Raw genomic sequence first — 25,668 nt, forward strand, 5'->3', positions numbered from 1 at the left:
CACAAGGCGCACTGCGGCTGCTAGGGGGCCTGCAGACTAGGGCCCCTGCAGGCGCTGGCTACACTGCCGCCATGCAATCCGACACAGTGGTCTTCATCGGCGGCGGCAACATGGCCGGTGCCCTCATCGGCGGCCTGCTGCAGGCCGGCCGCAGCGCCGCTTCGGTGCGCGTGGTCGAGCCCGTGGCCGCACAACGCGACAAGTTGGCGCAGCAGTTCGGCATCACCGCGCAGCCGGCGGCCGACGCCACGCTGGCCGGTGCCAGCCTGGTGGTGTGGGCGGTGAAGCCGCAGCTCTTCGCCGAAGCCGCCGCACCCTGCGCCGCGCACGTGGGGCAGGCGCTGCAGCTCAGCGTGATGGCCGGCGTGCGCAGCGACACGCTGGTGGACGCGACCGGCAGCGACCGCGTGGTGCGCGCGATGCCGAACACGCCGGCGCTCATCGGCCAGGGCATCGCCGGCCTCTACGCGCGGCCCGCGGTGTCCGACGCCGAACGTGCCGAGGTGCAGGCCCTGTTCGCCCCCACCGGGCAGAGCCTGTGGGTGGCGCGCGAGGACGACCTCGACGCCGTCACCGCGCTGTCGGGCTCGGGCCCGGCCTACGTGTTCTATTTCATCGAGGCCATGGTGCAGGCCGGCACCGAGATGGGCCTGGACGCGGCGCAGAGCCGCCAGCTCGCGCAGGCCACCTTCGCCGGTGCCGCGGCACTGGCGATGCAGTCGCCGCTGTCGCCGACCGCGCTGCGCGAGCAGGTCACGTCCAAGGGCGGCACCACGCACGCGGCGATCACGTCGCTGGACGCCAGCGGCGTGCGCGCCGCCTTCGTGCAGGCGCTGCACGCGGCACGCACGCGCGCCCAGGAACTCGGTCGCGCCTGAGGCGCGGCCGCAGCCGCGCCGGCACGCTCAGGGCGGGGCCGGCCGTGCGCCGTTGGCCGCGCGCCAGGCCAGCAGCTGGCGCAGCAGCATCGGCAGCGCCAGCGCCACGCCGGCCAGCGTCGGCCACAGGCCGGGCGCGATCATCAGCAGCGCCGCGGCGGCGCACAGCAGCTGCTCGCCGCGCCGCATCGGCACCAGGAAGAAGCGCGACAGCGCCGCCGCCAGCAGCGTGATGCCGAGCAGGCAGCCGACGAAGGTGATCACGAAGTCCTGGTGCGTGTAGCCCTTGGCCACGATCAGCAGCGCCGGCGAGAACACGAAGACGAACGGCACCAGCGCCTTCGCCAGCCCGAGCCGGAAGGCCGCGTTGCCGGTCTTGAAGGGGTCGCTGCCGGCCATGCCCGCCGCGGCATAGGCCGCCAGCGCCACCGGCGGCGTGATGTCCGCCAGCACGCCGTAGTAGAAGACGAAGAAGTGCGCCACCAGCGGCTCCACGCCCAGCAGCACCAGCGTCGGTGCGGCCACCGTGACCATGATGATGTAGTTGGCCGTGGTCGGGATGCCCGCGCCCAGCAGGATGCACACCAGCCCCGTCATCACCAGCGCCACCAGCAGCGTCAGCGTCTTCGGCTCGATCAGCCAGGCCGGCAGCAGCGCCCCCACGCCGCCGGCTGCGGCCTGCGCCGCACCGGTGATGATGGTGCTGAGCTTGAAGCCCACGCCGGTGAGCGTGACGACGCCGATCACCAGGCCCACGGTCGCCGCCGCGGCACCCACCGCCAGCGCGTACTTGGCGCCGGTGCCGAAGGCTTCCAGCAGCACCGGCAGGCCGATGCGGCCCTGCACGCGCAGCGCGCGCAGCAGCAGCGGCGTGGCCACCAGCGCGGCGCCGAAGAGGCCGAGCCTGGCTTCGGTGCTCTCGATGCCGCCGAACACCAGCACCAGCAGCACCGCGTGCAGCGCCGCCAGCAGGCCCCACTGCGCCGCGCTGTTGCGCCCGGCCGTGGTGGTGAGGCCGACGATCGCGCACGAGGTGATGCCGGTGAAGGCCGCGAGATACGGCGTGCGGCCGCTGACCAGGATGCCGATCAGCAGCACCAGCGGGATCAGCGTCGGCCAGCGCAGCGCCAGCGATTCGCGCAGGCGCGGCATCTCGGCGTCGGTGAGGCCGCGCAGCCCGTCGCGCTTGGCGACGAAGTGCACCTGCATGAAGACGCCGAAGAAGTGCATGAAGGCGGGCACGGCCGCCGCGATGATGATGGTCTGGTACGGCAGCGCCAGGAACTCGATCATCAGGAAGGCCGCCGCGCCCAGCACCGGTGGCGTGATCTGGCCGCCGGTCGACGAGGCGGCTTCCACCGCACCGGCGAACTCGCGCTTGTAGCCGACGCGGATCATCGCCGGGATCGTCAGCGAGCCCACCGTCACCGCGTTGGCCACCGACGAGCCCGACAGCATGCCGAACAGTGCCGAGCCGAACACGCTCACCTTCGCCGGCCCGCCGGCCTGGCGCCCGGCGACGCTGGAGGCCAGGTCCAGGAACAGCTGACCGAGGCCGATGCGCGTGGCCAGCACACCGAACAGCACGAAGTGGAAGACGTAGGTCGCGACCACGCCCACGGCGACGCCGTACACGCCCTGGCTCGTGAGGTACTGGTGGTTGACGAGCTGGCTCCAGCCCGCGCCCGGGTGCTTCAGCAGCCCCGGGAACAGCGGCCCCGCCAGCGCGTAGGCCATGAAGGCGATGGCGATCAGCGGCAGCGGCCAGCCCATGCTGCGCCGCGTGGCCTCGAGCAGCGCCACGATGAGCACGCTGCCCATCACGACGTCGATCGTCAGCGGGTTGCCGACGCGGAAGGTCAGGTCCTCGAAGATCCACGGCACGTAGACCACGGCCACCACGACGGCGGCGGCCAGCAGCCAGTCGAACCAGGGCACGCCGCCGGCGGTCTGTGCCAGCAGCGCCTTGCGGTGCGGGAACACCAGGAAGATCAGCCCCAGCACGAAGGCCAGGTGCAGGCCGCGGTGCGTGACCTCCTGCAGCAGGCCGAAGCCCGCGGTGTAGTAGTGGAAGACCGACAGCGCGATGAGCAGCGCGCCCACCACCGTGCTGGTGACCGTGCCCAGCGGGCGGAAGCGCATTTCCGGATCGAACTTCTGCTCCAGTTCCTGCAGCTTCTTCTCGTCCAGCGCGGTGGGGGGGGTGCTCATCGGGCGGCCGTCGTCGTCACTTCAGCAGGCCGGCTTCCTTGTAGAAGCGCTCGGCACCCGGGTGGAACGGAATGCCCGCGCCCTGCACGGCGTTCTCCTTGGTGATGAACTTGCCCTTGGCGTGGCCGGCGGCGAGCTGCTTCTGGCCGGCTTCGGAGTACAGCGCCTTCACCGCCTCGTACACCGTGTTGGCGTCGGCCTTGTCGCTGGTGACCCACTGCGCGCCCACGGCCAGCGTCTTCACCGCGCCCACGCCCTTGTAGGTGTCGGCGGCGATCAGGTCGGCGGCGAAGAAGCCGCTGCTGGCGCGCAGCGCGTCGGCTTCCTTGCCGTCGATCGGCAGGATGTCGATGCCGCCGCCGGCCGAGGCCAGCTCGGCGATGGCGCCGGCCGGCGCGCCGCCGGTGAAGAAGAAGGCGTCGAGCGAGCCGTCCTTCATCTTGTCGCCGGCCTGGTTGGGCTTGATGTACTCGGGCTTGATGTCCGATTCCTTCACGCCGTAGGCGGCCAGGATGGCGCGGGCGTTCACGAGCGTGCCCGAGCCGGGTTCGTCCAGCGCCACGCGCTTGCCCTTCAGGTCGGCCACGCTCTTGATGCCGGCGCCCTTGCGCACCACCACGTGCACGCTCTCGGGGTACAGGTTGGCGATCAGGCGCAGGCCCGGCACGTTGGGCTTGCCGGTGTAGATGCCGGTGCCCTTCTGCGCCCAGGTGGCCACGTCGGCCTGCGAGAAGCCGCTTTCCATCGCGCCGCCGACGATGCCGTTGACGTTGGCCACCGAGCCGTTGCTGGCCTGTGCCGTGGCGACGATCTTGCCGGGCTGGCTGATGATGTTGGCGATCATGCCGCCCACCGGGTAGTAGGTGCCGGCGGTGCCACCGGTGCCGATGCGGAAGAACTGCTGCGACTGCGCGGCCAGCGGCAGGGCCAGGCCGGCGGCCAGGGTCAGCGTGGTGAGGAAGCGCTTGCGGGTGAACATGGTGATCTCCGGAACGGGGGCTGAAGAAGAGGCGGCGCTGCACGCCGGCAGCGTGCGCCGATTCTGCAACGCAGGGACGGCCCTGCTGCCCCGGGTTTCAGCCCAGGCGCCGCCGGCTCAGCGCAGCGCCAGGTCGGTGGCGACGCCGCAGAACACCGCGAACCCGAGCCAGTGGTTTTGGCGGAAGGCCTGGAAGCAGCCGTCGCGCGAGCGGTCGCGGATCAGCGTGTAGTGCCACAGCGCCTGTGCCGCCGCGACGCCGATGCCCAGCAGGTACCAGCCGCCCAGGCCCAGCCAGCGTCCGATCCAGGCCCAGCTGAGCAGGTGGATGGCGTAGAAGAGCATCACGCCGGCCACGTCGAAGCGCCCCAGCGTGATGGCCGAGGTCTGGATGCCGATCTTCAGGTCGTCGTCGCGGTCGACCATCGCGTATTCGGTGTCGTAGGCCAGCACCCAGAACAGGTTGCCCAGCAGCAGCCACCAGCCGGCGGCGGGCACGGCGTCGAGCCGCCACTCCATGCCGCCCAGCGCCGCCGCGAAGGCCATCGGCACGCCGAAGCTGAAGGCCACGCCCAGCACCGCCTGCGGCATGGCCACCAGGCGCTTGGCGTAGGGGTAGACGAGTGCGATCGGCAGCGCCACGAACGACAGCAGGATGGTCGGCGGGTTGGTCGTCAGCACCAGCGCGAAGGCCGCCAGCGCCAGCACCGCGCCCAGCACCAGCGCCTCCTGCACCGGCACCGCGCCGCTGGTGACCGGGCGCTGCGCGGTGCGCTTGACGTGGCGGTCGAACTCGCGGTCGGCGACGTCGTTGACGCAGCAGCCGGCGCTGCGCATCAGCACCGTGCCCAGCACGAACACCGCCAGCAGGTGCCAGCCCGGCCAGCCGTCGGCGGCGATCCACAGCGCGCTGAGCGTGGGCCACAGCAGCAGCAGCCAGCCCGCCGGGCGGTCCCAGCGGATCAGGTCCAGGTACAGCGGCAGGCGCGATGCCGCGGTCGGCGAGGCGGTGTTCACGGCGTCATTATGGGTGGGTGCCCGGCCGCGGCCGGCTCCACTAGACTGGCGCGACTCAGGGGGTGCGTTAGTCGTGCAGGCCCCCGCCACCAGGGAGACCACCACGATGCGACCGACGACCCTGTGCCGCGCTGCGGCGATCCTGGCGCTGCTGGGCCATGCGGCAGGTGCTGCCGCCACGCGGCTCGATGCGGGCCACTTTGCCTCGCCGCCGGCCATCAGCGGCGTGACCGTCTCGCCCTCGGGCGAGCACGCGGCGCTGGTCTGGCGCGTGCGCGACCAGCCTGCGGTGGCCGCGGTGATCGACCTCGCGCGGCCGGGCGACGTGAAGGTGGTCGGCGGCTTCCCGAAGTCGCGCGTGGACAGCGTGGGCTGGGTCAACGACCGCCGCCTGCACTTCTTTGCCGCTGACGCCGAAGCGGCCGCGGTGCTGGTGAAAGAAGGTGATGCGGGCGTGTTCGCCGTCGACCGCGACGGCAGCAACCTGACGCAGCTGATCGACTGGCGCTGGCGCAACGACGAGACCGCCAGCCGCATCCGCTCGCGCATCCTGCCGTATGGCTGGTCCATCCACCAGTCCCTGGACGACGGCAGCGCCGACGTCATGGTGGTGCAGCGCGCCGCCGACCTCGACAACGACGCGCTGCCACCGAAGCTGGCGCGGCTGAACACGCTGGACGGCACGCTGCGCATGATGAACCGCAACGCGCCCGACGGCGCCGACGGCTGGCTGCTCGACGCCGCCGGTGAGCCGCGGGTCGTGGGTGTCGAACGCGATGGCCGTGGCAAGGTGTATTGGCGTGCGCCCGGCACCGAGACGTGGGCGCTGCTGCAGGACGAGCCCGCGTTGTCGAACCAGCGCATCTTTCCGCTGGCGCTCGAGGCCGACGGCACGCTGGTGGTGGCCACGCAGCGCGGCGGCGACACCATGGCGCTGTACGGCTACCAGCCGGCCAAGCGCGCGCTCGACGCCGACCCCATCGTCGCGCTGAAGGGCTTCGACGTCAGCGCCAGCATCGAGGCCGACACCCGCAGCCGCCGCGTCGTGGGTCTGCACACCACCGCCGACCGCCGGCTCAGCGTGTGGTTCGACGAGCGTCTGGCGCAGGTGCAGCAGATCGTCGACAAGAGCCTGCCTGCCGGGCGCACCAACGTGCTGCTGTGCGGGCGCTGCGAGACCGTGCAGCGCTTCGTCGTGCAGTCGTGGAGCGACCGCCATCCTGGCGAGTACTACGTCTACGACCATGCGCAGCGCGCGTTGCAGCGCATCGGCGAACGCCGCCCCTGGCTGCCCGAGGCCACGCAGGGCCGGCGCAGCTTCCACCGCGTGGCCGCGCGCGACGGCCTGCCGCTGCCGGTGGTCGTGACGCATCCGGCGGGCGCTGCCGAGCCGGCGAAGCCGCTGCCGGCCGTGGTGCTGGTGCACGGCGGGCCCTGGGTGCGCGGCAGCAACCTGGCCTGGGACGCCGAGGCGCAGTTCTTCGCCAGCCGCGGCTGGCGCGTGCTGCAGGTCGAGTTCCGCGGCAGCACCGGTTTCGGCGACCGCCACTTCCGCGCCGGCTGGAAGCAGTGGGGCCTGGCGATGCAGGACGACCTGGCCGATGCGGTGGCCTGGGCGGCGCAGCAGGGCCTGGTCGACGCGCAGCGCGTGTGCATCGTCGGCGCCAGCTACGGCGGCTACGCCGCGCTGATGGGCGCGGTGCGGCACCCGCAGACCTACCGCTGCGCCGCCAGCCACGTGGGCGTGACCGAGCTCGACCTGATGTACAGCTCGCGCTGGAACGACATCTCCGGCCAGGACAAGCGCCACAGCCTGCCGGCGCTGCTGGGCGACCCCAAGGCCGACGCCGAGCAGCTGCGCCAGACCTCGCCGCTGCACCGCGTGACGGACATCCGCATCCCCATCTTCCTGGCACAGGGCACGCTGGACCGGCGGGTGCCGAAGGAGAACGCCGACCGCTTCGAGCGGGCCGCGCGTGCGGCCGGCGTGCAGGTGGAACGCGTGGACTACCCCGACGAAGGCCATGGCTTCGTGCAGTCTGCCAACGCCGCCGACCACCTGCGCCGGCTGGAGGCCTTCCTGGCGAAGTCGCTGGACGCGCCGCGCTGATCGGCTGCTGATCAGCCGTCCAGCTGCTTCTGGAACACCAGCCCCGCGTGCTCGCGCAGCGCGTGGAACTGGATCTTCGGCCAGTTGTCCTGCATCGCGCGCAGCTCGCCGGCGTATTCCAGCAGCACGGTGGGCGCGTCCACCGCGTCCAGCGCCACGCGGTGCGCGTTGCCGTCGATGAAGCGCTGCAGCTCCTTCGGGTCCTCGCACGTCACCCAGCGCGCCACGTTGTAGCGCGCCGGCATGATGCGTGCCTTCACGCCGTACTCATGTTCGAGCCGGTGCGCCACCACCTCGAACTGCAGCTGGCCCACAGCGCCCAGCAGCAGCACGCTGCCGGCCACCGGGCGGAAGACCTGGATCGCGCCTTCCTCGCCCAGCTGCGTGAGGCCGGCGCGCAGCTGCTTGGTGCGCAGCGGGTCGGCCACCTCGACGCTGCGGAACATCTCGGGTGCGAAGAACGGCAGGCCGGTGAACTGCAGCGCCTCGCCCTCGGTGATGGTGTCGCCCAGCTGCAGCACGCCGTGGTTGGGGATGCCGATGATGTCGCCGGCGAAGGCCTCTTCCAGCAGCTCGCGGCGCTGGCTCATGAAGGTGACGACGGTGTTCGGGCGCAGCTCCTTGCCGCTGCGCACCACCTTCAGCCGCATGCCGCGTTCGAAGCGGCCGCTGGCCACGCGCAGGAAGGCGATGCGGTCGCGGTGCGCCGGGTCCATGTTGGCCTGGATCTTGAACACCACGCCGCTGAACTTGGGTTCGTCGGGGTGCACCTTGCGCTGGATCGCCGTGCGGTCGGCGGGCGGCGGCGCCAGGTCGACCAGCGCGTCCAGCACCTCGCGCACGCCGAAGTTGTTGACCGCCGAGCCGAAGAACATCGGCGTCTGGTGGCCGGCCAGGAAGGCGTGCGGCTCGAACACCGGCGCGGCGTCGGTGAGCAGCTCGATCTCGCCCTGGGCCTGTTCGTACTGCATGCCGAAGCGTTCGGCATAGGCCGGGTTGTCCAGCCCGTCGAGGATCTCGTCGTCGGCTCCCTTGCGGTCCTCGCCCGGGCTGAACACGCGCATCTGCCGTTCGCGCAGGTCCATCACGCCGTGGAAGACCTTGCCCATGCCCACCGGCCACGTGAAGGGCACGACCTCCATGCCCAGTTCGCGCTCGATCTCGTCCATCAGCGCCAGCGGTTCCTTCACCTCGCGGTCCATCTTGTTGACGAACGTGAGGATCGGCGTGTTGCGCGCGCGGCAGACCTGCAGCAGCCGCCGCGTCTGCGGCTCCACGCCGTTGGCCGCGTCGATCACCATCAACGCCGCGTCCACCGCGGTGAGCACGCGGTAGGTGTCCTCGCTGAAGTCCTGGTGGCCGGGCGTGTCGAGCAGGTTGATGACGCAGTCGCGGTATTCCATCTGCATCACGCTCGACGCCACCGAGATGCCGCGCTGCTTCTCGATCTCCATCCAGTCCGACGTGGCGTGCCGCGTCGCCTTGCGCGCCTTCACGCTGCCGGCGATCTGGATCGCGCCGGAGAACAGCAGCAGCTTCTCCGTCAGCGTGGTCTTGCCCGCGTCGGGGTGGCTGATGATGGCGAAGGTGCGGCGGCGGCGCACCTCGGTCGTGATGCGCGAAGGGGTGTCGGTGGACATGGCAGGCTCGGCGGGGAACCGCGAATTATCATCGGTGCCGCCTTGTCCGACACATTCGCGCACCCCGCCACGCTGGCCGACCGCCTGCGCCGGGACACGCGTGCGCTGCACCAGCAGGCCGAGCGCAGCGGTGCCATGGCGGCCCTGCTGCGCGGCACATTGGAGCGCGCGCGCTACACGCTGCTGCTGCGCAACCTGCACGCCATCTACGCAGCGCTGGAGGCCGCCTTCGACGTGCAGCCCGAGGCCTTGCGCCGCAGCGCGCCGCTGGCCGCCGACCTGGCCGACCTGCACGGCGCGCAGTGGCGCACGCAACTGCCGCTGGCCGCGGCCACGCAGGCCTACGTGCAGCGCCTGCAGCGCACGCCGCCGCCGCCGCTGCTGGCGCACGCCTACGTGCGCTACCTGGGCGACCTGCACGGCGGGCAGGTGCTGCAGCGCCGCGTGGCCGCGACGCTGGGGGTGGAGGCGACACGCTTCTACGACTTCGGCGACACCGCGCGCGTGCAGGCGCTGATCACGCAGCTGCGCAGTGCGCTGGCGGCGTTGCCTGCCGCGGGCGCCGCCGCCGACGCCATCGTTGCCGAGGCCTGCTGGTCGTTCGCCCAGCACATCCGGCTGTTCGAGGAACTGCAGCCGGCGGCGCAGGAGACCCGGGGGACCCAGGCTAAGGGCTGAAGCTGCGGATCTGCGCGTACAGCGCCGTGGCGCGCTGGGCCGAGGCTTCCAGCTCCTGCAGCAGCGGCGCCACCGGCGGACCGCCGGCGCCGTCGGCGATGTCCATCGCCGCCAGGCTGGCGTTGGTGAGGATGGCGCCGATCACGGCATCGGTGCTGGCCGCCTGCGGATGCTGGGCCGACCGCTGCAGCGCCAGTTCCAGGTGGCGCCGCGCCTCGGCGGTGCGGCGCGTGTCGCTGAGGTCGGTGACGGTGAGGATGAAGCCGAGCATGGCGCCGTCGCGCGCCGGCACCGCTTCGGCGCGCACGGCCACCGGCAGCACGCTGCCGCCGGCCGCGCCGGGCTGCAGCACGGCCCATTCGCCGCGCCAGGGCTGCAGCGCCAGCCCGGCCAGCACCCGCTGCACCTGGGCCGGCCGGTCGAAGAAGTCGGCCACCATCGCCCCCGGCTCGGGCGCCGGCACGCCCGGGCCCAGCAGCGCAGCGAAGGCGCCGTTGGCGAAGATCAGCCGGCCTGCCGGGTCGGCGACCAGCACCGGCTCGCGCGAGGCGCCCACGGTGGCGCGGATCTGCGCCAGCTGGTGCTCGGCGATCAGCAGCCGCACCGCGTGCACCTGCACGATGATGTCCACCAGCGCCGTGCCCAGGGCCCGTGCCATCACGCGCTCGGCGTTGCTCCAGGGCACCGCGGTGCCGCGCACGATCTCGCTCCAGGCGTCGAAGCTGCGCCGTGGCGACAACGTCAGCGGATCGTCGTTCACCATCGGCTTGGCCGGGTTGCCGGCCCAGGTGACGGTGAGCAGCTGCTCCTTGCGGAACCACATCAGGTAGTCGGGCCGCGTCGTCGACAGCTTCACCGCCAGCACGCCGGCCGCGGTGGGCGTCAGCGACTCCAGCGCCTGCGTGGCCTGTCCCACCGACGAGCACGCGAAGGGCGCGCCGCCGGCGTCGGGCGTCTGCAGGTCGACCCAGTCGCACAGCGCGCGCAGCTCGGGCGTGGACGGCACCTCGCCGCTGGTGAGGATCTCGCCGTCGTGGAACAGCGCTGCGCCGGTGGCTTCCAGCGGCTGCAGCAGTGTGCGCGGGTTGCGGAACAGTGCCAGCCGCCAGTCGCCCTCGGTGGACGTGGCCTCGATCAGCCGCTGCTCCAGCCGCCGCACCAGCAGCGCCACCTGGGCGTGCGCATAGTTCTCGATGGCCGTGATGCGCGTGGACGCGGCCTCGGCCAGCAGGTCGGCTGCGGCGCGCACGCTGGCGCGCAGGTGGCGCGGGCTGTAGTGGTGCGCCGCCACCAGCCCCCAGAGCTTGCCCTCGCGCACCAGCGAGGCCACCAGCGTGCCGGTGACGCCCATGTTCTTCAGGTACTGCAGGTGCAGGGGCGACATGCTGCGCAGCGCGCACATCGACATGTCCAGCGGCGCACCGGTCAGCGGCAGCAGCTCGGGCAGCAGCGGCTGCGGCGTGTAGTGCACGTCGACCAGCACCCGCACCCGGTTCTTCAGGTACAGCTCGCGCGCGCGCTGCGGGATGTCGGTCGACGGGTAATGGTGCCCCAGCAGCGACTCCAGCCGCGGGTTGCGCGCCTCGGCGATGATCTTGCCGTGGCCGTCGGGGTCGAACTTGTAGACCATCACGCGGTCGTAGCCCGTGAGCTCGCGGAACACCTGCGCCACGCCGTCGGCCAGCGTGCCGAGGCTGGCTGCCGCGGTGAAGCGCTGCACGCCGGCCGCGAGGTGCTGCGCCAGCGCTTCGGGCGCCAGGAAGACGGCCGGCGGCACTCCCGGCGCCGGCGGGTCCACTGGCTCCAGCTCGACGACCAGCCCGCCGCCGGCCAGCCGGTGCACGCTGCCTTCCAGGCGCCGCGCAGGTTGGTCGGGCGTGTCGCCCGCGTCCAGGCTGCACTGCAGCGCCACCGGTTCCAGCAGGTCGCCGGCCGCGGCCAGCGCCGCCACCTGCCGTGCCAGCGTGCCGCCCAGCGTGTGCAGTGGCTGCTGCAGCAGCTGCCCGGGCGCGCGGCCCAGCAGCTGCGCGCTGTTGGCGCTGAGCTGCACGATGCACAGGTCGGCCTCGCGCAGCACCAGCAGCACGCCATGCGGCTGCACCGAGCCGGCGAGGTGGATGAGCTCGCGCTCGCAGTTGCTGAGGTCGGCTTGACCGAACGCAGGACTGTCCATGGCGGTGCGTTTCAGTTCAGCAGCGGACGTGGTGTCAGCCCCAGCTGGTCCATGCGCGTGGCCAGGCTGTCGGCCGGCAGGCCCAGCAAGGCGCAGGCTTCATCGACGTTGCCGCGCGCGCGGGCCAGCGCGGCTTCGATCAGGTGGCGCTCGGCCAGCTGCGTCGCCTGCACCAGCAGGTCGGGCAGCGTCTGCTGGCCCAGCTGGCCGACCAGCTGCGCCAGGCCCAGCGTCAGCTGCTCGGCCGGCTGCGCGGCCGCGGCCTCGGCGAGCGGCCGCAGCGTGAAGCCGATGTCCTCCTGGTCGCCCTCGGCCAGCAGCGCGCCCGACACCTCGGCCAGCAGCGGCGGCGCGCCGCTGACGTGCAGCCGCACCGCGGCGCGGCCCACCAGGCCTTGCGTGCGCACCTGTGCCAGCAGCCCGGGCCACTGGTGGTGGATGTCGCCCAGCGCGTCGCCCAGCAGCCAGCCGCGCAGCCGTGCCTCGTCGGGCGCCTGGCACAGCTTGACGAACGCGGGGTTGGCCATGCGGATGCGGCCGGCGGAATCGGTGATGACGGCGGCGTCGGGCATCTGCACGAAGAAGTCGGCGCTGGGGTCGACCGTGCGTGCCCGCACCAGCAGGCACTGGCGGTCGTCGGCGCGGAAGGGCGTGGCCGACAGGTCGATGCTGGGCCGGCCGTCGCCCAGCCGGGCCCGCACCTCGAAGGCGCGGCCGGTGGTGCGGGCGGCGGACAGCAGCTCGTCGACGACGGCGCGCGAGGCCGGCTCGACGCGTTCGCTCAGGCTGCTGCCCACCAGCGGCGCGGCATCGCCGTCGAACAGCGCGCCGGCCATCGGGTTGGCTTCGCCGATGCGCAGCGTCTCGGCGTCGAGCACCAGCACCGCGTCGCGTGCCACCTGGAACAGCAGCCTGTAGCGCGACTCGGCCTGGCGGCGCTGCCAGTAGTCGCGCTCCATCTCCTGCTGGGCGTCGATGAAGCGCTGCTGGATCGCGGCCACCGCGCGCAGGTCGCGTCCGACGGCCAGCACCGGCCCGCTCGCGCCCAGGCGCACCGCGGCCCACGACACCGGGATGTCGGTGCCGCCCGGCCCGGGGTGCGAGACCTCGCGTCGCCGCGCCACGCCGCCGCGCTGCGCTTCCTGCAGCAGCAGCTCGATCTTGCGCCGCGTGTCGGCGGTCGCGGTGTCGACCCAGGCGCGGCCCACCCAGGCGTCGGCGCTCGCGCGCACGGGCACCTGGCCTTCGGCGACGTTGCGGATGACGCCGTCGTCGCCGATGACGAGCGCGATGTCGCCCGCCACCTTCACGAAGGTGGATGCAAGTTCGGGGGCGAGCCCGGAGAGCAGGCTCAGGTCGGCCAGGTCCGGCGAGGATTGGCGCATGGTGGCCCGACCGTAGCACAGTCGGGCCGGCCGCCGGCACCGTCAGCCGCCGCCGGCGTGACGCAGGTCAAGCCGCACGGGGTCGCGCGCAGCGCGCCGCGGCCGCCGTCGGTCTGCGTCACTCCTCCAGCAGCGAGCGCAGCATCCAGGCCGTCTGCTCGTGCACCGTCAGCCGCTGCGTCAGCAGGTCGGCGGTGGGCTCGTCGCCGGCCTTGTCGGCCAGCGGGAAGATCGCGCGCGCCGTGCGCGCCACCGCCTCGTGGCCTTCGACCAGGATGCGCACCATCTCCAGCGCCTTCGGCGGCGTGGCCGGGGCGTCGGGGATCGAGGCCAGCGCGCCGAACTGCGCGTAGCTGCCCGGTGCCGGGTGGCCCAGGCTGCGGATGCGCTCGGCGATGGGGTCGACCGCGTTCCACAGCTCGGTGTACTGGGCCATGAACATCGCGTGCAGCGTGTTGAACATCGGCCCGGTCACGTTCCAGTGGAAGTTGTGCGTGGTCAGGTACAGCGTGTAGGTGTCGGCCAGCAGGCGGCTCAGGCCGCCGGCGATGGCGCCGCGGTCCTTGTCGCCGATGCCGATGTTGATGGCCGGCGCGCTGCCGGCGGATTTCTTCTTGGCCATGGGGTGTTCCTCTCGGGTCGTCAGAAGGGCGATGGCGGGACTCTAGCGGCCGCGCGCCGACGTCAGGCCGTCAACCGCGTCACGCCCGGCAGTTCGCAGGCATAGATGGCGTTGCGCAGCGCCGCGATGGCCTCGTAGCGCGTGAACGTGCGGCGCCAGGCCAGCACCACGCGGCGCGTGGGCACCGGGGCGCTGAACTTCACGTAGCGGATGTGCGGCTGCAGTTCCTTGGGCACGCTGAGCTGCGGCACCACGGTCACGCCCATGCCCGAGGCCACCATGTACTTGATGGTCTCCAGGCTGCTGCCCTCGAAGCTCTTGCGGATGCCCTCGGCGTCGCTGGAGAAGCGTGCGTACTCGGGACAGACCTCGAGCACGTGGTCGCGGAAGCAGTGGCCGGTGCCCAGCAGCAGCATGGTCTCGGCCTTCAGCTCCTCGGCCGTGATGCTCTTGCGCCTGGCCAGCGGGTGGTTCTTCGGCACCGCGGCCTGGAAGGGCTCGTCGTACAGCGGCGCCACCGCCAGCCCGGTGTCGGGGAAGGGCTCGGCCATGATGGCGCAGTCGAGCTCGCCGGTGCGCAGCATCTCCAGCAGCCGGGCGGTGAAGTTCTCCTGCAGCATCAGCGGCATCTGCGGCACGAGCTCGATCGCGTTCTTCACCAGGTCGGGCAGCAGGTAGGGCCCGATGGTGTAGATCACGCCCAGCCGCAGCGGGCCCGAGACGGGGTCCTTGCCGCGCTTGGCGATCTCCTTGATGGCCGCGGCCTGCTCGATGACCTGCTGCGCCTGGCGCACGATCTCCTCGCCCAGCGGCGTGACGCTGACCTCGCTGGCACCGCGCTCGAAGAGCTTCACGTCGAGCTCTTCCTCCAGCTTCTTGATGGCCACGCTGAGCGTGGGCTGGCTGACGAAGCACGCCTCGGCGGCGCGGCCGAAGTGCCGTTCGCGGGCGACCGCGACGATGTACTTGAGCTCGGTGAGGGTCATGGCGGGATTGTGCCGCCGCGACCGCGGCCCGGCCGCACCCGGCCGTCCGCGTGTTCAGGCCTTCAGGAACTCGGCCTTGCTGCCCAGCCAGCGCTCGACGTGGCGCTGCGCCGCCTGCGGGTGTTGCACCAGCAGCTGCGGCGCCAGCGCGCGCGCCCGCTGCAGCAGCGCGCTGTCCTCGGCCAGGTCGGCGAAGCGCAGCAGCGCGTCGCCGCTCTGCCGCGCGCCCATGAACTCGCCGGGTCCGCGGATCTCGAGGTCGCGGCGCGCGATCTCGAAGCCGTCGGTGGTCTCGGCCATCGCGCGCAGCCGCGCCTTGCCGGTGTCGGACAGCGGCGCGGTGTACAGCAGCACGCAGACGCTGGCCACCGCGCCGCGGCCGACGCGCCCGCGCAGCTGGTGCAGCTGCGCCAGGCCGAAGCGCTCGGCGTGCTCGATCACCATCAGGCTGGCGTTGGGCACGTCCACGCCGACCTCGATCACCGTGGTCGCCACCAGCACCTGCAGCTGCCCCTGCTTGAACTGCGCCATCACGGCCGCCTTCTCGGCCGCCGGCATGCGGCCGTGCAGCAGGCCCACCGCCGCGCCGGGCAGCGCGGCCGCGAGCTGGGCGTGGGTCTCGGTGGCGTTCTGCAGGTCCAGGTGCTCGCTCTCTTCCACCAGCGGGCAGACCCAGTACACCTGGCGGCCCTGGCGCACCTCGTCGCGGATCTTCGCGATGACGAGCTCGCGCTTGCCGTCGGCGAACACCTTGGTCACCACCGGCGTGCGCCCGGGCGGCAGTTCGTCGATGGTGCTGACGTCGAGGTCGGCGAAGTAGGTCATTGCCAGCGTGCGCGGGATCGGGGTCGCGCTCATCATCAGCAGGTGCGGCTCCAGGCGCTGCGACTCCAACTTGGCGCGCAGCGCCAGCCGCTGCGCGACGCCGAAGCGGTGCTGCTCGTCCACCACCGCCAGGCCCAGCTTCGCGAACTGCACGTCGTGCTGGATCACGGCGTGCGTGCCCACCACCAGCATGGCCTCGCCCGAGGCCACCTGGGCCAGCATCCGCGCGCGGCCCTTGCCCTTGCGGCTGCCCGACAGCCACGCCACCTGCAGGCCCAGCGGCCGCAGCCAGTCGACCAGCTTCGCGAAGTGCTGCTCGGCCAGGATCTCGGTCGGCGCCATCAGCGCGCACTGCCAGCCCGCGCCGATGGCCACCGCCGCGGCCAGCGCCGCGACCACGGTCTTGCCCGAGCCGACGTCGCCCTGCAGCAGCCGGTGCATGGGCTGCGGCCGGCCGAGGTCGGCAACGATCTCGGCGACCACGCGCTCCTGCGCCGCGGTCAGCGTGAACGGCAGCTGCGCGCGCAGCTGCTGCGGCAGCGTGGCGTCGCGCAGCATCGGGGCCCGCAGCGCGGCGCGCGCGTGCTGTGCCTGCAGCTGCGACAGCTGCTGCGCCAGCAGCTCGTCGAACTTCAGCCGCTGCCAGGCCGGGTGGCTGTGGTCTTCCAGCGCCGCCATGGCCACGCCAGGCGGCGGGTGGTGCAGCGCCAGCAGCGCCTCGCGCAGCGGCGGCAGGCCGGCGGGCACGGTGCCGGGCGGCAGCAGTTCGTCGAGCGGCGCGCGCTGCAGGCCCGAGGCCACGGCCTTGCGCAGGTAGGCCTGCGGCAGCTGCGCCGAGGCCGGGTACACCGGCGTCAGCGCCTGCGGCAGCGGCGCGCCGGGCTGCACGGCCTTCACCACCGGGTGCACCATTTCCTGGCCGAGGAAGCCGCCGCGCACCTCGCCGCGGGCGCGCACGCGCTGGCCCACGGCGAGCTGCTTCTGCGTGCTGGGGTAGAAGTTCAGGAAGCGCAGGCGCAGGCTGCCGCTGTCGTCGTCCAGCGTCACCAGCAGCTGCCGGCGCGAACGTGTCTCGATGCGGCACTCGCTGACCACGCCTTCCACCTGCGCCACGTCGCCGTCGCGCAGCGGGCCGATGGCGTGGATGCGGGTCTCGTCCTCGTAGCGCATCGGCAGGTGCAGCGCGAGGTCGATGTCGCGCAGCAGGCCCAGGCGTTCCAGGGCGCGCTGCGGAGCGGACTTCGGAGGTGGCGTGCTGGCGGCGGGCATGGGGCTGACGCGGGGTGCGGGCATTCTGCGGGATCGGCCGCGCGGCGCAGCCATGGCCGACAATCGCTGCCATGAGCGATGCCGCCCCGCCCGCCTACACGCTGGCCGACTTCGACTTCGAGCTGCCGCCCGAGCTGATCGCCCAGCACCCCGCGCCCGAGCGCAGCGCCTCGCGCCTGCTCGACGGGCGCGGCGCCACGCCGGTGGACCGCGTGTTCCGCGACCTGCCGGCGCTGCTGGCGCCCGGCGACCTGCTGGTGTTCAACGACACGCGGGTCGTGAAGGCGCGGCTGCTGGGCGAGAAGCCAACCGGGGGCGCGGTGGAGGCACTGGTCGAGCGCGTGCTGCCCGGCCACGAGGTGCTGGCCCACCTGCGTGCCAGCAAGTCGCCGCGGCCGGGCAGCCGCGTGCGGTTCGCCGATGCCTTCGACGCCGAGGTGCTGGGCCGTGCCGGGCCCGAGAACGCGCTGTTCCACCTGCGCTTTCCCGACGACCCCTTCGTGCTGCTGCAGCGCCACGGCCACGTGCCGCTGCCGCCGTACATCACGCACGACGACGCGCCCGACGACGTGGCGCGCTACCAGACGGTGTTCGCGGCCCGCCCCGGCGCGGTGGCGGCGCCCACGGCCTCGCTGCACTTCGACGACGCCGTGCTGGCGGCGCTGGACGCGCGCGGCGTGCGGCGGGCTGCGGTCACGCTGCACGTGGGCGCCGGCACCTTCCAGCCGGTGCGCAGCGACAACCTCGACGAACACCGCATGCACAGCGAGTGGTTCGAGGTCGGCGCCGACACGGTGGCCGCCATCGCCGCCACGCAGGCCGCCGGCGGGCGCATCGTCGCCGCCGGCACGACCACCTTGCGTGCGCTGGAAAGCGCGGCGCGCGGCGGTGCGCTGGCGCCCTACAGCGGCGAGACCGACATCTTCATCCGCCCGGGCTTCAAGTTCCGTGTCGTCGACCGTCTGATCACGAACTTCCACCTGCCGCGCAGCACGCTGCTGATGCTGGTCAGCGCCTTCGCCGGCCACGCCCACGTGCACGCGCTGTACCGCCACGCCGTCGAGGCGCGCTACCGCTTCTTCAGCTACGGCGACGCGATGCTGCTGGACCGCACGCGTTGACAATCGCCGCATGCTGAATTTCGAACTGCTGGGCACCGAAGGCCACGCGCGCCGCGGCCGCCTGACGCTGAACCACGGCGTCGTGCAGACGCCCATCTTCATGCCCGTGGGCACCTACGGCACCGTGAAGGGCGTGATGCCGCGCTCGCTGCACGAGATGGGCGCGCAGATCATCCTGGGCAACACCTTCCACCTGTGGATGCGGCCGGGGCTGGACGTGATCCGCCAGTTCGGCGGCCTGCACCGCTTCGAGGGCTGGGACAAGCCCATGCTGACCGACAGCGGCGGCTTCCAGGTCTGGAGCCTGGGCGAGATGCGCAAGATCAGCGAGGAGGGCGTGAAGTTCGCGTCGCCCGTCAACGGCGACAAGCTGTTCCTGACGCCCGAGGTCAGCATGCAGATCCAGACCGTGCTGAACAGCGACATCGTGATGCAGTTCGACGAGTGCACGCCCTACGAGACCAAGGGCCACATCACCACCGAGGCCGAGGCCCGGCAGTCGATGGAGCTCAGCCTGCGCTGGGCGCGGCGCTCGAAGGACGAGTTCGCGCGGCTCGAGAACCCGAACGCGCTGTTCGGCATCGTGCAGGGCGGCATGTTCGAGCACCTGCGGCAGGAGTCGCTGGAAGCGCTGGCCGCGATGGACTTCCCCGGCTACGCGATCGGCGGCGTCAGCGTCGGCGAGCCCAAGGACGAGATGCTGCGCATCATGGCGCACACGCCGCACCGGCTGCCGGCGCACAAGCCGCGCTACCTGATGGGCGTGGGCACGCCCGAGGACCTGGTGGAAGGCGTGGCGCAGGGCGTGGACATGTTCGACTGCGTGATGCCCACGCGCAACGCGCGCAACGGCCACCTGTTCACGCGCTTCGGCGACCTGAAGATCCGCAACGCCAAGCACCGCAGCGACGAACGGCCGCTCGACCCCACGTGCAGCTGCCACACCTGCAGCCACTTCAGCCGCGCCTACCTGCACCACCTGGACCGCTGCGGCGAGATGCTGGGGCCGATGCTGACCACGATCCACAACCTGCACTACTACCTGCACCTGATGCACGAGGTGCGCGAGGCGCTGGACGCGGGCCGCTTCGAGGCCTTCCGCGCGCAGTTCAAGGCCGACCGCGCGCGCGGCATCGATTAGCGGGCCGGCGCCGCGGCTTCAGCCGCCGTGCGCTTCCAGCTTGTGCGACGCCGCGCCCGGCGTGCCCAGGTGCTCGGCCAGCCAGGGCAGGGCCGGTGCCAGCGCCTCGCGCAGCGTGTGCGGCGGGTTGGCGACGAACACCTGGCTGCCGAACATGCCGAAGCCCTTCTCGTCGGTGGTGCCGACGGTCAGCGTGGCCAGCAGCCAGCCCTTCCTGGCCTGCGCGTCGGCGGTGGCCTTCAGCCGCTGCGGCAGCGTCTGCGCTTCCAGGATGCGCACCTGCGGCAGCCAGATCATCACCACCGCCTCGGGGAAGCGCGTCAGTGCCTCGCGCAGCGCCGCCAGCACGCGGGCGTAGTCGGTCTTGATCTCGTAGCTGGGGTCGATCATCACCACGCCGCGGCGCGTGGGCGGCGGCAGCTGCGCCTTCAGGGCCGCGAAGCCGTCGCCCAGCGCCACCTCGATGCCCGGCTGCCCGCCCAGGTACGAGGCCAGGATCTTGTGGTCGGTGGGGTGCATCTCGAACAGCCGCAGCTGGTCCTGCGGCCGCAGCAGCAACTGCGCCAGCGCCGGCGAGCCCGGGTACTGCTGCAGCTTGCCGCCGCTGTTGAACTGGCGCACCAGGTCCACGTAGTCGGCCAGCGCGGGCGGCAGGTCGTCGCGGCCCCACAGGCGCGCGATGCCGGCCTCGAACTCGGCGCCCTTCTGCGCGTAGCGGCTCTCCAGCGAATAGCCGCCGGCGCCGGCGTGGGTGTCGACGATGCGCACGCCCTTGTCCTTGAGCGCCATGTGGCGCAGCACCGCGACGTAGGCGGTGTGTTTCAGCACGTCGGCATGGTTGCCGGCGTGGAAGGCGTGTCGGTAGGCGAGCATGGGCGCGACTGTGCCATGCCGGACGCGGGCCGCCGCTGGCCAGCACGAATTGCTGCACTGCGATAGCCTCGGCGCATGCGCTCTCTCTTCGACCCCCTCCAGATTGGCGACATCGCCGTCGCCAACCGCATCGTGATGGCCCCGCTGACGCGCAACCGCGCCATCGGCCAGCTGCCCAACGCGCTGATGGCCACCTACTACCGCCAGCGCGCCAACCCGGCCACCGGCGCCGGCCTGGTCATCTCCGAGGCCACCCAGATCAGCCCGCAGGGCCAGGGCTACCTCGACACGCCGGGCATCCACAGCCCCGAGCAGGTCGCCGCCTGGCGCCAGGTGACCGACGCCGTGCACGCCGAAGGTGGCCGCATCGTCGTGCAGCTCTGGCACGTGGGCCGCATCTCGCACGTGTCGCTGCAGCCCGGCGGCGCGGCGCCGCTGTCGTCGACGAACAAGGTCGCCAACAGCAAGACCTTCGCCGCCGAGGGCTTCGTGCCGTGTTCGCAGCCGCGTGCGCTGCGCACCGACGAGCTGCCCGGCATCGTCGAGCAGTACCGGCTGGCGGCGCGCAATGCCATCGCCGCCGGCTTCGACGGCGTCGAGGTGCACGCCGCCAACGGCTATCTGATCGACCAGTTCCTGCGCGACAGCATCAACGACCGCGCCGACGCCTACGGTGGCAGCATCCCCAACCGCGCGCGGCTGCTGGTCGAGGTGATGACGGCCGTGGCCCGCGAGATCGGCGGCGGCCGCACCGGCGTGCGCCTGTCGCCGGTGACGCCGGTGAACGACGCCGGCCAGGACAGCGACGCGCAGGCCCTGTTCGAGCATGCGGTGCAGCAGATCGCGCCGCTGGGGCTGGCCTTCATCCACGTCATCGAAGGCCAGACCGGCGGCCCGCGCGACGTGGCGCCGTTCGACTACGCGGCGCTGCGCCGCCACTTCCCCGGCGCCTGGATGGTGAACAACGGCTACGGCCGTGCGATGGCGCAGGACTCCGTGGCCGCCGGTGCCGCCGACCTGGTGGCGTTCGGCCGGCCCTTCATCAGCAACCCCGACCTCGGCCGGCGCCTGCGCGAGGACGCGCCCTGGAACGCGCTGAACCCGGCGTTGCTGTACGGCGGCGGCGCCGCCGGCTACACCGACTACCCGACGCTGGATGTGGCCACCGCCTAGCGCGGGGCCGGTGCTGCGGCTGGCCGGAACGCTGGGGCTGGCCACCGCCGCGGCGCTCGCGGCGCGGGCGCTGCACGTGCCGCTGCCGTGGATGCTGGGCCCGCTGCTCGTCACCGCGCTGTGCGGCGTGGCCGGGCTGCCGCTGCAGGCCTCGAACCGGCTGCGCAACGTCGGCCAGTGGGTGATCGGCATTGCGCTCGGGCTGTACTTCACGCCGGCCGTGCTGGTGCTGATCGGGCGCCTGGCGCCGGCCATCGCGCTGGGCGTGGCCTGGGCGCTGCTGCTGGGGCACCTGTTCCAGCGGTTCCTGCGCCGCAGCAACGGCGTCGACCGCGCGACCGCGTGTTTCGCCGCGGCGATCGGCGGCGCGTCCGAGATGGCGGTGCTGGCCGAACGCCACGGCGGGCGGGTCGACCGCGTGGCGGCGGCGCACTCGCTGCGGGTGCTGCTGGTGGTGCTGATCGTGCCGCTGGGGCTGCAGTTCAGCGGTGTGCAGGGGCTGGACCCGACGCCGCCGGCCGGTGGTGCCGTGCACGTGGGCGGCCTCGCGTTGCTGCTGGCCGTGACGGCGGCGGGCATCGCCGTGCTGCACCGGCTGCAGGCGCCCAACCCCTTTGTGCTGGGCGCGCTGGCCGTGACGGTGGCGCTGACCGCCGCGGGCATCGCGCTGTCGGCGCTGCCGGCGTGGGCCAGCCCGGCGGCGCAGCTGTTCATCGGCATCGCGCTGGGCACGCGCTTCACGCCCGCGTTCGTGCAGGCCGCGCCGCGCTGGCTGGGCAGCGTGGCCGCGGGCACGCTGGTGATGCTGGCGGCCAGCGCCCTGGCGGGCTGGGGGCTGGCGCACGTGGTCGGGCTGCACCCGGCCACCGCGGTGCTGGCCACCGCGCCCGGCGGCATCGCCGAGATGGCGATCACGGCCAAGGTGCTGCAGCTCGGCGTGCCGGTGGTCACCGCCTTCCAGGTGGTGCGCTACGTCGCGGTGCTGACGCTGACGCCCCTGCTGTACCGGCGTGGCGCTGGCTGAGCGCCGGGGTCAGGCGCGGGCGCGGGCGCGGAACAGGTCGCGCAGGTTGACCTCGCGCGGCCCGGGCAGCAGCGTGATCGCATCGCCCGCGGCCACCGTGCCAGGCTCGATCACCGCCAGGTAGCTGCCGCAGAAGCCCGACTGCACCATCAGCCTGGCCGCCTGGGGGAAGCCCATCGCGGCGTTGAACTTGAAGCACGGGAACCGCGGCTCGCTCACCGCCAGCACACAGTGCGGCAGCTGCAGCCGGTCGCCGATCCAGAGCTGGTCTTCCAGCACGCCCTGCACGGTGAGGTTCTCGCCGAAGAGACCCGGCGCGACGGGGTCGTCCCACAGGGACACCCGCGCCTGCGCACGCACGGTCTGCCAGAACGCGAAGTGCTCCTGCGGGTAGGCATAGACGGCCTTGCTGATGCCGCCGTGCACGGTGAGATCGGCCTGTTCGTCACCCTCCAGGCCAAGTGGGTGCACGCTCACGGGGCCGTCGACCGGCTGCTTGGCGATGGCGGTGCGCAGCTTGCGGCCGTTGATCAGCGTTTCGCGGGCTGCAGCGCGGTTGACATGGAGCACCTGCATCACGGGGTCGAGCCTTCAAGCTGAGGGGGCGTCAACGGGCCGGTCGTGGACCGCATCACGGTATTCCGAATTTGCATGAGGCCATGCCGGCCGCGAGTTACAGCGCGATTACATTCGCCCGCACAATTGTCGTCCCCTGGGGTCCGGAAGCGGGCAGCTGTGGCATTGGGCGAGCTTCGCACGGCGCGGAGCTCGCCCAACTCCGCCTTTGTCTACCTTGATTGGAGTCTTTCCGATGAACCGTCCCGTGATGGAGGGCATGCGCCTGAACGTGCCTGCCCATATCAAGCACCAGCGCCTGGTGGCCTGGGTGGCCGAGATCGCCGCGCTCACCGAGGCCGAGAGCGTCTACTGGTGCGACGGCTCCGCCGCCGAGTACGACCGCCTGTGCGAGCAGCTGGTGGCCGCCGGCACGATGAAGAAGCTCAACCCCGAGCTGCGCCCGCGCAGCTTCCTGGCCAGCAGCGATCCGAGCGACGTCGCCCGCGTCGAGGACCGCACCTTCATCTGCAGCGAGAAGCAGGAAGACGCCGGCCCCACCAACAACTGGATGGCGCCGGCCGAGATGCGCGCGCTGCTGCAGACCGGCGAGCAGGCGCTGTTCCGCGGCGCGATGAAGGGCCGCACGCTGTACGTGGTGCCGTTCTCGATGGGTCCGCTGGGCTCGCACATCAGCCACATCGGCGTCGAGCTGACCGACAGCCCCTACGTCGCGATCAGCATGCGCACGATGACGCGCATGGGCCGCCCGGTGCTCGACCTGCTGGGCGAGGACGGCGCCTACGTGCCCTGCGTGCACACGGTCGGCGCGCCGCTGGCCGCCGGGCAGAAGGACGTGCCCTGGCCCTGCAACAAGACCAAGTACATCGTGCACTACCCCGAGACGCGCGAGATCTGGAGCTATGGCTCGGGCTACGGCGGCAATGCGCTGCTGGGCAAGAAGTGCTTCGCGCTGCGCATCGCCAGCACGATGGGCCGCGACCAGGGCTGGCTGGCCGAGCACATGCTGATCCTGGGCGTCACCAACCCCGAAGGCCGCAAGTTCCACGTCGCCGCTGCCTTCCCCAGCGCCTGCGGCAAGACGAACTTCTCGATGATGGTGCCGCCCCAGGGCTACGCGGGCTGGAAGGTCACGACGGTGGGCGACGACATCGCCTGGATCAAGCCGCACGCCGACGGCCGCCTGTACGCCATCAACCCCGAGGCGGGCTACTTCGGCGTCGCGCCGGGCACCAACGACCTGACCAACCCGAACTGCATGGACTCGCTGAAGGCCGACGTGATCTTCACGAACGTCGCGCTCACCGACGACGGCGACGTCTGGTGGGAAGGCATGACCGACACCCCGCCGGCGCACCTGATCGACTGGCAGGGCAAGGACTGGACCCCGGCCATCGCCAAGGAGACCGGCGCCAAGGCCGCGCACCCGAACGCCCGCTTCACCGTGGCCGCCACCAACAACCCGGTGCTCGACCCCGACTGGGACAACGCCGCCGGCGTGCCGATCGACGCGTTCATCTTCGGCGGCCGCCGCAGCACCACGGTGCCGCTGGTGACGCAGGCCCGCACCTGGGTCGAGGGCGTGTACATGGCCGCCACGATGGGCAGCGAGACCACCGCCGCCGCCGCCGGGCAGCAGGGCGTGGTGCGCCGTGACCCGTTCGCGATGCTGCCGTTCGCCGGCTACAACATGGCCGACCACTTCCAGCACTGGCTGAACATCGGCAGCACGCTGGGCGACAAGGCGCCGGCCATCTTCTGCGTCAACTGGTTCCGCAAGGGCGCCGACGGCAAGTTCGTCTGGCCCGGCTACGGCGAGAACATGCGGGTGCTCGAGTGGATGCTCGGCCGCGTCACCGGCACCGCGCAGGGCGAGGACAACGTCTTCGGCGTCAGCCCGCGCTACGACGACCTGCGCTGGGACGGCCTGGCCTTCAGCCGTGCGCAGTTCGCCAGCGTCATCGGCATCGACAAGGCCGCCTGGCAGCAGGAGCTGGCGCTGCACGCCGAGCTGTTCCAGCAGCTCGAGTACCACCTGCCGGCCGAGCTGCCGGCGACGATGGCGCGCATCGAAGCGCGGCTGGCGGCCTGAGCCCCGCCGCGACCGCAGCCCGCGGCCACGACGGGCTGCGCCGCCTCGCGTGCGGGGGCGGCGCATGAAGCTGCAGCTGCTGTCCGACCTGCACCTGGAGACCGAGACCTTCGACCCCGAGCCGGCGCCCGGGGCCGACCTGCTGGTGCTGGCCGGCGACATCGACGCGCGCTGGGACGGCTACGCGCGCTTCGCGGGCTGGCCGGTGCCGGTGCTGGTGGTGGCCGGCAACCACGAGTTCGACGGCCGCGAGCTGCACGACGCGTGGCCCGCGCTGCGCGCGACCTGCGCGCGCCACGGCCTGCAGCTGCTGCAGCGCGAGGCCACCACCGTCACCACGGCCGACGGCCACCGCGTGCGCTTCGTCGGTGCCACGCGCTGGAGCGACTTCGATCTGTTCGGGGCCGCGCAGCGCGAACGCGCCATGCGTGCCGCCGGCTACTTCATGCGCCTGATGGCCGCCACGCGCGGCGGCCAGCCCTTCGATGCCGCGGGCGTGCGCGACGAGGGCCTGGCCTGCCGTGCCTGGCTCGAACAGGCGCTCGCGACGCCGGCTGCCGGGCGCTGGGACAGCACGGTGGTCGTCACGCACTTCGCGCCCAGCCTGCGCAGCGCCGACCCGCGCTACGGCCGCCAGCCCGGCACCGCCAGCTTCTGCAGTGCCGACGACGACCTGATCGCACGCGCCGACCTGTGGCTGCACGGCCACCTGCACTGCCGCCACGACTACACCGTGGACCGCCCGGGCCGCCGTCCCGCGCGCGTGGTGTGCCAGGCGCGCGGCCTGCAGGCCAAGGGCGAGGCCGATGGCCACGATCCGCTGCGGCTCATCGAGGTCTGGCGCCCGGGGCGTCTGCAAGAATCCGATTGATGTTGCTCAAGGTCCGCCACGGGC

The 25,668-nt window shown here is 72.3% G+C and carries 20 protein-coding genes; 9 read left to right on the plus strand and 11 right to left on the minus strand.

All coding sequences use genetic code 11. From position 1 onward, the window contains the following. Nucleotides 1–71 precede the first annotated feature (71 nt). Nucleotides 72–878, plus strand: a complete 807-nt coding sequence (gene proC, locus ACPOLB_RS16150; protein WP_425257033.1) for a pyrroline-5-carboxylate reductase — start codon at nucleotides 72–74, stop codon at nucleotides 876–878. 27 nt (nucleotides 879–905) lie between these two features. Here proC and ACPOLB_RS16155 read toward each other — a convergent pair whose 3' ends face one another. The 3 genes from ACPOLB_RS16155 to ubiA form a co-directional block, all read right to left on the minus strand. Next, a complete protein-coding gene (locus tag ACPOLB_RS16155) occupies nucleotides 906–3,089 on the minus strand; it encodes a TRAP transporter permease (RefSeq protein ID WP_425257034.1) in 2,184 nt (727 codons plus the stop codon). Between the two features lie 16 nt (nucleotides 3,090–3,105). Then, entirely contained in the window at nucleotides 3,106–4,068 is a 963-nt protein-coding gene (locus tag ACPOLB_RS16160; protein ID WP_425257035.1) for a TAXI family TRAP transporter solute-binding subunit, read from the minus strand. 117 nt (nucleotides 4,069–4,185) lie between these two features. Next, on the minus strand, nucleotides 4,186–5,085 hold the full coding sequence (ubiA, locus tag ACPOLB_RS16165) for a 4-hydroxybenzoate octaprenyltransferase (protein ID WP_425257036.1): 900 nt from the start codon (nucleotides 5,083–5,085) through the stop codon (nucleotides 4,186–4,188). A 106-nt stretch (nucleotides 5,086–5,191) separates the two neighbouring features. Here ubiA and ACPOLB_RS16170 point away from each other — a divergent pair, with 106 nt between their 5' ends. After that, nucleotides 5,192–7,195: an alpha/beta hydrolase family protein gene (locus tag ACPOLB_RS16170; protein ID WP_425257037.1), complete on the plus strand. Its 2,004-nt coding sequence runs from the start codon at nucleotides 5,192–5,194 to the stop codon at nucleotides 7,193–7,195. An 11-nt stretch (nucleotides 7,196–7,206) separates the two neighbouring features. On the opposite strand, the gene ACPOLB_RS16175 is transcribed toward ACPOLB_RS16170, so the two are convergent. After that, entirely contained in the window at nucleotides 7,207–8,835 is a 1,629-nt protein-coding gene (locus ACPOLB_RS16175; RefSeq protein WP_425257038.1) for a peptide chain release factor 3, read from the minus strand. 42 nt (nucleotides 8,836–8,877) lie between these two features. On the opposite strand from ACPOLB_RS16175, the gene ACPOLB_RS16180 reads away from it, so the two are divergent. Beyond that, nucleotides 8,878–9,513, plus strand: coding sequence for a biliverdin-producing heme oxygenase (locus ACPOLB_RS16180; RefSeq protein ID WP_425257039.1), 636 nt, complete (start codon nucleotides 8,878–8,880; stop codon nucleotides 9,511–9,513). On the opposite strand, the gene ACPOLB_RS16185 is transcribed toward ACPOLB_RS16180, so the two are convergent. The 5 genes from ACPOLB_RS16185 to recG all read right to left on the minus strand — a co-directional run bounded on the left by ACPOLB_RS16185 (nucleotide 9,503) and on the right by recG (nucleotide 16,797). Then, nucleotides 9,503–11,686, minus strand: a complete 2,184-nt coding sequence (locus ACPOLB_RS16185; protein WP_425257040.1) for a GAF domain-containing protein — start codon at nucleotides 11,684–11,686, stop codon at nucleotides 9,503–9,505. The two genes, ACPOLB_RS16180 and ACPOLB_RS16185, sit on opposite strands and share 11 nt — an antisense overlap. 11 nt (nucleotides 11,687–11,697) lie before the next feature. Beyond that, a complete protein-coding gene (ppsR, locus tag ACPOLB_RS16190) occupies nucleotides 11,698–13,071 on the minus strand; it encodes a transcriptional regulator PpsR (RefSeq protein ID WP_425257041.1) in 1,374 nt (457 codons plus the stop codon). A gap of 118 nt (nucleotides 13,072–13,189) precedes the next feature. Further along, nucleotides 13,190–13,693, minus strand: a complete 504-nt coding sequence (locus ACPOLB_RS16195; protein ID WP_425257042.1) for a Dps family protein — start codon at nucleotides 13,691–13,693, stop codon at nucleotides 13,190–13,192. A 62-nt stretch (nucleotides 13,694–13,755) separates the two neighbouring features. Next, nucleotides 13,756–14,679 carry a hydrogen peroxide-inducible genes activator gene (locus ACPOLB_RS16200; RefSeq protein ID WP_425257043.1) on the minus strand — a complete coding sequence of 308 codons (924 nt, stop codon included), beginning with the start codon at nucleotides 14,677–14,679 and terminating at the stop codon, nucleotides 13,756–13,758. Nucleotides 14,680–14,733: 54 nt separating this feature from the next. Next, nucleotides 14,734–16,797 carry an ATP-dependent DNA helicase RecG gene (gene recG, locus ACPOLB_RS16205; protein ID WP_425257044.1) on the minus strand — a complete coding sequence of 688 codons (2,064 nt, stop codon included), beginning with the start codon at nucleotides 16,795–16,797 and terminating at the stop codon, nucleotides 14,734–14,736. A 47-nt stretch (nucleotides 16,798–16,844) separates the two neighbouring features. On the opposite strand from recG, the gene queA reads away from it, so the two are divergent. Further along, nucleotides 16,845–17,894, plus strand: a complete 1,050-nt coding sequence (queA, locus tag ACPOLB_RS16210; RefSeq protein WP_425257045.1) for a tRNA preQ1(34) S-adenosylmethionine ribosyltransferase-isomerase QueA — start codon at nucleotides 16,845–16,847, stop codon at nucleotides 17,892–17,894. A 10-nt stretch (nucleotides 17,895–17,904) separates the two neighbouring features. After that, nucleotides 17,905–19,035, plus strand: coding sequence for a tRNA guanosine(34) transglycosylase Tgt (tgt, locus tag ACPOLB_RS16215; RefSeq protein WP_425257046.1), 1,131 nt, complete (start codon nucleotides 17,905–17,907; stop codon nucleotides 19,033–19,035). A gap of 18 nt (nucleotides 19,036–19,053) precedes the next feature. On the opposite strand, the gene ACPOLB_RS16220 is transcribed toward tgt, so the two are convergent. Then, nucleotides 19,054–19,908, minus strand: coding sequence for a 23S rRNA (adenine(2030)-N(6))-methyltransferase RlmJ (locus tag ACPOLB_RS16220; RefSeq protein WP_425257047.1), 855 nt, complete (start codon nucleotides 19,906–19,908; stop codon nucleotides 19,054–19,056). Nucleotides 19,909–19,983: 75 nt separating this feature from the next. On the opposite strand from ACPOLB_RS16220, the gene ACPOLB_RS16225 reads away from it, so the two are divergent. Together ACPOLB_RS16225 and ACPOLB_RS16230 are read left to right on the plus strand one after the other, a co-directional pair. Next, entirely contained in the window at nucleotides 19,984–21,081 is a 1,098-nt protein-coding gene (locus ACPOLB_RS16225) for an alkene reductase (protein WP_425257048.1), read from the plus strand. Continuing rightward, on the plus strand, nucleotides 21,065–22,105 hold the full coding sequence (locus ACPOLB_RS16230) for an AbrB family transcriptional regulator (RefSeq protein ID WP_425257049.1): 1,041 nt from the start codon (nucleotides 21,065–21,067) through the stop codon (nucleotides 22,103–22,105). Before ACPOLB_RS16225 ends, ACPOLB_RS16230 begins: the two co-directional genes overlap by 17 nt. A 9-nt stretch (nucleotides 22,106–22,114) precedes the next feature. Here ACPOLB_RS16230 and ACPOLB_RS16235 read toward each other — a convergent pair whose 3' ends face one another. Then, on the minus strand, nucleotides 22,115–22,681 hold the full coding sequence (locus ACPOLB_RS16235) for an MOSC domain-containing protein (protein WP_425257050.1): 567 nt from the start codon (nucleotides 22,679–22,681) through the stop codon (nucleotides 22,115–22,117). Between the two features lie 235 nt (nucleotides 22,682–22,916). On the opposite strand from ACPOLB_RS16235, the gene ACPOLB_RS16240 reads away from it, so the two are divergent. Both ACPOLB_RS16240 and ACPOLB_RS16245 read left to right on the plus strand, forming a co-directional pair. Further along, nucleotides 22,917–24,773 (plus strand): phosphoenolpyruvate carboxykinase (GTP), encoded by a 1,857-nt coding sequence (locus tag ACPOLB_RS16240; protein ID WP_425257051.1) that lies wholly within the window; start codon nucleotides 22,917–22,919, stop codon nucleotides 24,771–24,773. 64 nt (nucleotides 24,774–24,837) lie between these two features. Further along, the gene (locus tag ACPOLB_RS16245) at nucleotides 24,838–25,644 is read left to right on the plus strand and encodes a metallophosphoesterase (protein WP_425257052.1); all 807 of its coding nucleotides are present in this window, start codon (nucleotides 24,838–24,840) and stop codon (nucleotides 25,642–25,644) included. Nucleotides 25,645–25,668: the final 24 nt, after the last annotated feature.

The organism is Rubrivivax soli (assembly GCF_049810355.1).
In the GTDB taxonomy this organism is placed as follows: domain Bacteria; phylum Pseudomonadota; class Gammaproteobacteria; order Burkholderiales; family Burkholderiaceae_C; genus Rubrivivax.

Coding starts and splice junctions, on each gene's coding strand:
- proC (WP_425257033.1), top strand. CDS start 72: ATGCAATCCGACACAGTGGTCTTCATCGGCGGCGGCAACATGGCCGGT.
- ACPOLB_RS16235 (WP_425257050.1), bottom strand. CDS start 22,681: ATGCAGGTGCTCCATGTCAACCGCGCTGCAGCCCGCGAAACGCTGATC.
- ACPOLB_RS16160 (WP_425257035.1), bottom strand. CDS start 4,068: ATGTTCACCCGCAAGCGCTTCCTCACCACGCTGACCCTGGCCGCCGGC.
- ACPOLB_RS16200 (WP_425257043.1), bottom strand. CDS start 14,679: ATGACCCTCACCGAGCTCAAGTACATCGTCGCGGTCGCCCGCGAACGG.
- ACPOLB_RS16185 (WP_425257040.1), bottom strand. CDS start 11,686: ATGGACAGTCCTGCGTTCGGTCAAGCCGACCTCAGCAACTGCGAGCGC.
- ACPOLB_RS16245 (WP_425257052.1), top strand. CDS start 24,838: ATGAAGCTGCAGCTGCTGTCCGACCTGCACCTGGAGACCGAGACCTTC.
- ACPOLB_RS16195 (WP_425257042.1), bottom strand. CDS start 13,693: ATGGCCAAGAAGAAATCCGCCGGCAGCGCGCCGGCCATCAACATCGGC.
- queA (WP_425257045.1), top strand. CDS start 16,845: ATGAGCGATGCCGCCCCGCCCGCCTACACGCTGGCCGACTTCGACTTC.
- tgt (WP_425257046.1), top strand. CDS start 17,905: ATGCTGAATTTCGAACTGCTGGGCACCGAAGGCCACGCGCGCCGCGGC.
- ACPOLB_RS16220 (WP_425257047.1), bottom strand. CDS start 19,908: ATGCTCGCCTACCGACACGCCTTCCACGCCGGCAACCATGCCGACGTG.
- ACPOLB_RS16230 (WP_425257049.1), top strand. CDS start 21,065: ATGTGGCCACCGCCTAGCGCGGGGCCGGTGCTGCGGCTGGCCGGAACG.
- ACPOLB_RS16155 (WP_425257034.1), bottom strand. CDS start 3,089: ATGAGCACCCCCCCCACCGCGCTGGACGAGAAGAAGCTGCAGGAACTG.
- ACPOLB_RS16225 (WP_425257048.1), top strand. CDS start 19,984: ATGCGCTCTCTCTTCGACCCCCTCCAGATTGGCGACATCGCCGTCGCC.
- ACPOLB_RS16240 (WP_425257051.1), top strand. CDS start 22,917: ATGAACCGTCCCGTGATGGAGGGCATGCGCCTGAACGTGCCTGCCCAT.
- ppsR (WP_425257041.1), bottom strand. CDS start 13,071: ATGCGCCAATCCTCGCCGGACCTGGCCGACCTGAGCCTGCTCTCCGGG.
- ACPOLB_RS16170 (WP_425257037.1), top strand. CDS start 5,192: ATGCGACCGACGACCCTGTGCCGCGCTGCGGCGATCCTGGCGCTGCTG.
- recG (WP_425257044.1), bottom strand. CDS start 16,797: ATGCCCGCACCCCGCGTCAGCCCCATGCCCGCCGCCAGCACGCCACCT.
- ACPOLB_RS16175 (WP_425257038.1), bottom strand. CDS start 8,835: ATGTCCACCGACACCCCTTCGCGCATCACGACCGAGGTGCGCCGCCGC.